The 8053-nt window shown below is 62.5% G+C and carries 6 protein-coding genes; 2 read left to right on the top strand and 4 right to left on the bottom strand.

The window, feature by feature from the left end:
• Window positions 1-1094 (top strand): efflux RND transporter periplasmic adaptor subunit (locus O2807_08715; GenBank protein MDA1000577.1); only part of this gene is annotated, 1094 nt, incomplete at its 5' end.
• On the top strand, window positions 1091-4300 hold the full coding sequence (locus O2807_08710; GenBank protein ID MDA1000576.1) for an efflux RND transporter permease subunit: 3210 nt from the start codon (window positions 1091-1093) through the stop codon (window positions 4298-4300). The genes O2807_08715 and O2807_08710, both read left to right, overlap by 4 nt.
• Before the next feature lie 21 nt (window positions 4301-4321).
• Here O2807_08710 and O2807_08705 read toward each other — a convergent pair whose 3' ends face one another.
• The 4 genes from O2807_08705 to O2807_08690 all read right to left on the bottom strand — a co-directional run.
• Complete coding sequence (locus tag O2807_08705) at window positions 4322-5125, bottom strand: alpha/beta hydrolase (GenBank protein MDA1000575.1); 804 nt, start codon at window positions 5123-5125, stop codon at window positions 4322-4324.
• Between the two features lie 21 nt (window positions 5126-5146).
• The gene (locus tag O2807_08700; GenBank protein MDA1000574.1) at window positions 5147-6160 is read right to left on the bottom strand and encodes a Gfo/Idh/MocA family oxidoreductase; all 1014 of its coding nucleotides are present in this window, start codon (window positions 6158-6160) and stop codon (window positions 5147-5149) included.
• A 58-nt stretch (window positions 6161-6218) separates the two neighbouring features.
• Window positions 6219-7718: a tripartite tricarboxylate transporter permease gene (locus O2807_08695; GenBank protein ID MDA1000573.1), complete on the bottom strand. Its 1500-nt coding sequence runs from the start codon at window positions 7716-7718 to the stop codon at window positions 6219-6221.
• Between the two features lie 9 nt (window positions 7719-7727).
• Window positions 7728-8053: tripartite tricarboxylate transporter TctB family protein (locus O2807_08690; GenBank protein ID MDA1000572.1), on the bottom strand; the 326-nt coding region annotated here is incomplete at its 5' end.

The following is an 8053-nucleotide window of genomic DNA, read 5'->3' as shown; positions in this document are numbered from 1 at the left end:
AGACCGTTATCGCCACGCTGAGCCGGTCCGATCTGGAGCTCGATCTTCGGGTGTTGGCGGCCGAGCTCGAGAAGGCGCGCCAGGACTATCTTCAACTCAAGCGCGGAAGACGCAAAGAGGTCATCGAGGCCCTCCGCGCAAAGGTGGGAGAGCGGCAGGCGCGTCTCAAGAACGATGAGCTGGAGCTGAAGCGGGCAGAGGACCTCTACAAGGGCAAAATTCTCGACAAGGCCTCCTACGACCGGGCGATAGCAAACCACCAGAGCAGCAAGAGCCTCCTTCTGGAGGCGCAAAATATTTTGCGCGAAGCCGAGCTTGGCGCCCGCATCGAGGAGATCGCCAAGGCCAAGGCCGAGGTTGATCGGATGCAGGCCCGAATCGCCAGCCTGAGGGACGCGCTTTCCAAGACGGTGATTCGTTCTCCCTTTACGGGTTTTCTCACCGAGAAGTCGGCCGAGGTCGGCCAGTGGGTGCAGAAGGGCGGCCGCGTTGCGGAGATTATCGAACTCGATCGCGTGCTGGTCCGCGTGCCGGTTTCCGAGCGGAGGATTTTACTGGTCAAGGAGCATGACACGGCCTCCGTCGCGATAGACGCGATTCCGGGGCGGAGCTTCACCGGGCTCATCCGAAGGGTCATCCCCAAGGCGGATCCGGTGAGCCGGACTTTTCCTGTTGAGATCGAATTGAAAAACACCCCGGACTTCGTCATCAAGGCCGGGATGTGCGCCCGGGGCACGAGGCGGTACGGCGATGCGGCCAAGGCGATACTCGTTCCCAAGGACGCCGTTCTCCAGCGTGTCCGGGGCGCGGCGGTATTTGTTTTCGCGAAAGGCCGGGTGCGAGAGGTGTTCTTCTCGCCCGGCAGGAGCATCGGCTCCTTTATCGAGGTCAAGGACTCTGAACTCCAGCCGGGGATGGCGGTGGTGGTTCAGGGCAACGAAAAGCTCCGCAGCGGCATGCCCGTTCGGGTGGGCGGCGGCGGCCCGCCGGGCAAAAAGGGTGAAGGCGGCCCGCCGGGAAAAAAGGGTGAAGGCGGCCCGGGCAAGCCCCGTGCGGATCAGCAGAAATCTCAGCCGAAAGGAAACCGTGGATGAACATCGTTCGCGCCTGCGTCCGGTATCCGGTGACCACCATGGTGGGGGTGATCCTTGCCGTTTTGTTCGGTGCGATCAGCCTTTACCGCATTCCGGTTCAGCTGACGCCCACCGTTGATCGGCCCGTCATCACGGTCGAAACGGAGTATAAGGGCGCCTCTCCCCGCGAGGTGGAAGAGGAAGTCACGGAGCTGATTGAAGAAAAGCTGACCTCGGTCGAGGGGTTGACCGACATGACTTCCCAGAGCGGGGAGGATCGCTCCCGGATTGTCCTTGAGTTCGACTGGGGGACGAATAAGGACGTTGCCCGCCTCGATGTCTCCGAAAAACTGGGGCTGGTGGCCGATCTCCCGCTGGATGCCAAGCGCCCCATCATACAGGCCGTCAATTCGGACGCGGAAAACCCCATCGGCTGGATTGTCGTGGACACGGACCTTCCGATCAACGAGGTGCGCGTGGAGGGGGACGATGTCATCCGTCCCAAGCTCGAGCGCGTTCCCGGGGTGGGGGCGGTGTGGATGTTCGGCGGCGAGGATCGCGAGGTCCGCATCACGATCGATTATGAGGCCATGAGCGCCCGCGGCATCACCGTGGAGGCGCTGCGGGGCGCCCTCCTGCGGGAGAACCGGAACACCAAGGGCGGCAAGATTGACGAGGGGAAAAACCGCTACATCATCCGGACGGTGGGCAGTTTCGTCGAGCTCAGCCAGCTGCGCAACACCATTGTGGCCCGGAGGCCCTCGGGGCCCGTCTATCTGCGGGATATCGCCAAGGTCTCGTTCGATTATGAAGATCCGACCCGCCGCATTCGCGTCACCCGGAAGCCCACCATGGGCTTCGGCGTTCTGCGGAAAACCGGCGCGAATACGATGGAAGTGATGGCGCATGTAAAGAAGACGATCGCCGCCATCAATGAACTCTACAAGGGAAGGGGCATCCAGCTTCGCCAGGTGTACGACGAGACGGAATACATTGAGCAATCCCGCAGGCTTGTGATCAGCAACATCTACATCGGCGGTGCGCTCGCGGTCGCTGTTTTGCTCCTTTTCCTGGGGAGCGTTTCGAGTGTTCTGATCATCGCGATCGCGATTCCGGTCGCCGTTGTCGCCACGTTCATTTTCATCTTCATCCTGGGGCGCTCCATCAACATCATCTCGCTCGCGGGCCTGGCGTTCGCGGTCGGCATGGTGGTGGACAACTCCATCGTCGTCCTCGAGAACATCTACCGGCACCGCGAGATGGGCAAGAGCAGGTGGGATGCGGCCATTGACGGCGGCACCGAGGTCTGGGGGGCGGTGCTCGCCTCGACCCTGACGACGCTCGCCGTTTTCATCCCCGTCATTTTTGTCCAGGAGGAAGCCGGGCAGCTCTTCCGGGATATCGCGATTGCCATCAGCGTGGCGGTCGCGCTCTCGCTCATTGTTTCGATTACCGTGGTCCCGATGCTGAGTGCCCGGATACTGAGTGAGGCCGACGATCAGTCCCTCCTGTCCCGATTCGTGGCTCGGACAGGGGCGTACCGGGTAGGGGGCCTCCTGCGCGACTCGCTGGTGGGAACCGTGGAGTGGCTCATGAAAGGGGTCCGGCGGCGGGTGATTTTCGCCGGCGGCCTGACCCTCTCCGCGTTGATTCTGGCTTTTGTCTTTTTCCCGCCGATTGATTATCTCCCGAAGGGAAACCGCAATCTCATGTTCGTGTTCCTGCGGACGCCGCCCGGCCTGAATATGGAGCAGATGGACAAGATCGTGACCATCCTGGAAGAGCGCTTTGCTCGGGTGAAGGAACTTGACCGGTTCTTCGCCGTTGTCCGGACCCAGACGCCGATTATCGGCCTGCTCGCCAAGCCGGAATATTCCGATCAGGAATCCATGCGCAAGCTCACCCGCAAGCTGTTCGGGATGGCGCAGGGCATCCCCGGGGTGCGCGCCTTCGTCACCCAGGCGTCTTTGTTCCGCAGGAGGGGAAGCGGCTTCATCGGCGGGATCAACCTCGACGTGGACATCACCGGAGACAGCCTCGATGAGATCCAGCGGATCGCCACCGAGGTCGAAGCGCGCGCCCGACAGATGAAGGGGGTCCGCTTCGTCAACAGCAGCTTCGATCTGGGGAGCCCCGAGCTTCAGGTGCATGTGGACCGGGAAAAAGCGGCGGACCTGGGCCTTTCCGTGGCCGAGCTCGGAAATGTCGTGGAAACCCTCGTGAACGGCACGCGGGCGGGTTTGTTCCGCGACAAGGGAAAGGAGCTGGACATCGTTCTCCGCGCGCCCATCGCAAAATTCTCGCGGACCCAGGAGCTCTCCCGGATCCGGATTCACGCGCCGAATGGGCGCACGGTCCAGCTCTCGGACATCGCGGAGGTCCGCCCGTCGGTGGGGCCGACCAAGATCGAACACATCGACCGCGATCGATCTGTCACCCTCACGGTGAACCTCAGCGATGAGCTTCCGCTCCAGGTTGCGATTGACCGGATGAAAACAGAGGTCATCGGGCCCCTGCGCGCGTCACTTCCCCTCGGCTACTCGGTGGACGTTTCGGGGCGCGCGAAAGACCTGGAGAGGACATGGGACGCGCTGAAGTGGTCGTTCCTGCTCGCCTTGCTGATCACCTACCTTTTGATGGCCGCGCTGTTTGAGGCGTGGAGCTATCCGCTCATCATCATGTTCAGCGTTCCCTTCGCCGCGACGGGCGGCGTGCTGTCGGTGAGCCTGATGAACTGGCTCGAGCCTTCGGTGAAGATGGACACCTTGACCATGCTCGGGTTTATCATCCTGACGGGCATCGTGGTGAACAACGCGATCCTGCTCGTGCACCAGGCGTTGAATCACAACCGGGGGGGCATGCCGATTCGCGAGGCGATTCTGGAGAGCGTCCGGGACAGAATGCGCCCCATCTTCATGACGACCACCACCACCGTCCTGGGGATGCTCCCCCTGGTGGTGGCTTCGGGCTCCGGCAGCGAGCTTTACCGGGGCCTGGGCTCGGCCATTCTGGGCGGGTTGGTGGTCTCGACGATCTTCACGCTGGCGCTGATCCCGGTCATTTTCTCTCTCTGGGTGGATCTGCTGGATTATCTCCGGCCCCGCCTGGCGCCCGTCGCCGAGAGCATACGGAACGGCCGTTCGCTCGCTTCGGTGTTCACCAACGGCGGCGCCGCGAACGGCACCCACGAGCCAGCCAAGCCTGCCGGGCAGAAAGCGGAAGATTAGTCTCCCGCGAAGACGCTCTGCCTAGATTTTCCCTTCCACCTCTTTCAGGAAGGCGTCCGCCGCGGCGTTCCACTCCGCGTGGCTTCGCCGGTAGCTGTAGTGTCCTCCCTCTTCGAGAACGACCAGCTTCGAGCCCTTGATGGCCCTGTGGAGGTCTTCCGCGAAATAGGGCGGGGTCAGGGCGTCGTCCTTGGCGGCGATGATGAGCGAGGGCTTGCCGATCTTGTCGAGCTCGCCGGTCCGGTCGTGTTCCAGGGTCATGTCCAGGCGGGCGCAGAGAACCTCTACGGGGGCGATCGTTTCCTTCTGGCGCTTTTCCAGCTCCAGCAGGTTCTCGTACATGTGCCGGAACTGCGTCGCCCCGCACGTCCACAGCGAACTGAACTTGATGTACTCCTCCGTCCCGTAGGCCCGGGCAATCTGCTTCCGGGAGGTTTGCAGTCGCCGCATATAGGGGTCGGCCGTGGTCCATGTGTTGCTGAAGATGCAGCAGCGGATTCGATCGGGGTAGTCGAGGGCGAGATTTTGCAGCACGCAGCCGCCGGTCGAAGTTCCCGCGACGATGGCTTTTTCGATGCCCAGCGCATCGAGGAGGCCGATGGCGTCCTTTGCGATCAGGCCGGTCGAGTAGGCGTCATCAGGCTTGTCGCTCTCCCCCGTCCCCCGGTGGTCGAAGGTGAGGCACCGGTAGCGCCCGGAAAAATGCGGCAGCTGGAAATCCCAGGCGTTCAGAAGGCCCATCAGGCCCGGGATGAAAAGAAAAGCGTCGCCTGCTCCGGCTTCTGCATAGTTGAGCTGCAGCTCTCCGGCCTGAATGCGCGGCATGGATGTCTCCTTGTCGTTGGTTTATTCGTTATCGTCTGCCAGTATCTCGGCGATCTCCACCCGGCGGCCCTCTTTTGCAGAGCGTACCCCGGCCCGGATGACGGCCAGCGATTCGACCGCCATGTCGCCGCTCACCCCGGGGGCAGCTTCGCCGCGGACGCAGGCGGCGAACTCGTCGAGCTCCTCGCGGATGGTGTCGTTCTTCTCGCAGGGGACGGCCTCGGGCCCCTCGGCGCCGCGCCAGAGGACGCGCAGGCCGTCGAACAGCGTGTAGCAGGCAGTCGCCTCTTTCCCGTAGATGTTCATCAGGTAGTACTCCGACGCCGAGGCGTAGCTGGCCGTGAGGTTCGAGCAGGCGCCGTTTTCGTGCTCGATGATCAGGTTGGCGATGTCGGGGTTCTCGCCCGGGAGGACGAGTTGGCCCGTGCGCGCGGAGACGGCCTTGATCGGACCCATCAGCATGCACAGCACGTCGATGTAGTGAATCCCGATCTGAAGCATCACGCCGCCCGGCATGGCGTCCGCCCGGTAGCGCCAGTGACCTTCCTCGAACTGCCCCACGCGGTCGCGGCTGATGTTCGCATCGGCCTGGACCAGGATGCCGAATTTTCCCGCTTCGATGGCGCGCTTGATCCACAAAAAATGATTTTCCCGGCGACGCTGGTAGCCGACCGAGAGGACGACGCCCGCCCGCTTGCAGCTATCGGCGATCTTCCGGCCGTCGGCGATGGTGTGGGCGATGGGCTTGTCGAGGAAGACGTGCTTGCCGGCCTCGGCGGCCGCCCGGACCGTCTCCAGGTGGACGTGGTTCGGGGTGGTGTTGATGACGGCCTCGATGGAAGGGTCCGCGAGCATTTCCTCGTAACTCCCCGCCGCCGCGCATCCGTATTTTCGGGCGAAGGCCTCGCGCTTTTCCGGGGATCGCGTGTAGCAGGAAACGATCTCGATTTTGTCCGATCGCTGCACGGCGTCCGCCAGGACATCGGACCACCACCCCATCCCCAGGGATGCGACCCGGACTTTTCCGTTGCTCATTCTTTTCTCCTTGAACCGATAAATAGCGATTCAGCTTATCCCATTGCGTTTCCGTTCGTCAGTCCTGCGCGCTCCTCCGGTTCCTTTGTTCGTAGATAAACGGCCACGCGATGGAAATCAAGGACAGGGACAAGAAGATCAGGCTGATGGGTGAAGTAAAGAAGACAGAGACATCTCCCCGTGAGGCAGTCAGCGCGACCCGAAGATGCTCTTCCAGTTGTTTTCCGAGGACGAGCGCGAGGAGAAGCGGCACCACCGGCATCTCCAGCCAGCGCATGAAAATGGCCAACAAGCCGAAAAACAGCATCACAAAGGTATCAAAAAAAGAATTCCGGAGGGCAAAACTGCCCACGACGCACAAAATGGCGATGACCGGAAGCAGAACGGTACGCGGGGTGGCCAGCACCTTGACGATCAGGCGGATGCACGTGAAGGCGATGATGAAGTTGAAGATGTTTGCCCAGAAAAAAGAAAAGATGACGGTGTAGGCGAAGCCCCCCTGTTCCATGAAAAGGAGCGGCCCCGGCGCAAGGCCGTGGACGAGGAGGGCGCCGATCAGGATGGCGGTCACCGGGTCGCCCGGGATGCCGAGCGTCATCATGGGGATCAGCGCGCCGCCGGCGACGGCGTTGTTGGCGGACTCGGGGGCGGCGATGCCCTCGACGCAGCCCTTTCCGAACCCTTCCCTGTCCCGGCTCATCTTCTGGGTGTAGTCGTAGCTGATGAAGGCCGCGATGGGGCCGCCGGCGCCGGGGAGAATGCCGATGAAGGTGCCGACCAGGGAGCCGACGGGAATCGGGAGCCGCATGATTTTTTTGAGATCCTGGAAGCTCGGGAGAAGCCTTCCGAACCGCCTGGCGGATGTGATCGGACTCTGTCCGGTGGAACCCTCGAAAATGCCCTCGACGATTTGCGGGATGGCGAACAGACCGATCATGGCGGTGAGGAAGTGAATGCCCGCGAGCATGTTCGAGTCGCCGTAGGTGAAGCGCGCGGTTCCCATGATGGGGTCCTGTCCCACGGTGACGATGAGGAGTCCGATGAAGCCGGAGAGAAGTCCCTTGACGAGCGATTTGGCGGCGAAGCCGCAGATGACGCTCAGCCCGAAAAAGACGAGGCTGAAAAGGTCGGCCGCGTGGAATTTCAGGGCGACCGCCGCCAGCTGGGGGGCGATCAGGTACAGGCAAAAAGAGCTGAAGAGACCGCCGGCGAAGCTGGCGATGATGGCGATTCCCAGTGCCCGGCCCGCCTCTCCCTTTGCGGCCATGGGGTAGCCGTCCATCGCGGTGGCCGAGGCGGAGGGCGTTCCCGGGATGTTGAGCAGAATCGCCGAGAAGCTGCCGCCCGTCATGCCGCTGGCGTACAGGCCCAGCATCAGGGCGATGGAGATCACCGGATCGAGAACGAAGGTCAGGGGAAGGACAATGATGATCCCTGTGCTGATGGTCATCCCCGGCAGCATCCCCACGACCAGCCCCAGGACGCACCCGATGGCGGTCGCCGCCAGACTCGCCGGCGCGGCGGCCTGGAGAAAGCCCTGGGCGATATCGGGGTTCATCAGGGGCTCCTAGAGTGCGTAGGCCGGAAGAAGGATCTGGAAGCCGTGCTGGAATACGGCGTAGACGAACAGTGGAATCGCCACTGAAAATCCCGCGAGGAACAGGGGCCGGCGCTCGCCCGCCAGCCACATGAGTCCCAGGAAAAAGGGAGGGGTGGAGATGAGAAACCCAAGGTGGGGGAGGAGCGCCAGGTAAATCCCGAAGAAGACCAGCCCCCAAACCGCCGGTGTGTTCAAAACGGGCCGGCTCTTCTCTTCCTCTGCCTTCATCCGGAGACCCTGCACCAGGAGCGACAAGGACAAGACCATGAAGCCCACCACGAGTACCCAGGGAA

The sequence above is a fragment of the bacterium genome (genome assembly GCA_027622355.1).
Lineage (GTDB): Bacteria > UBA8248 > UBA8248 > UBA8248 > UBA8248 > JAQBZT01.
Note: the sequence above shows the minus strand (reverse complement) of the source record. Positions and strands in the feature narration are given on the sequence as shown.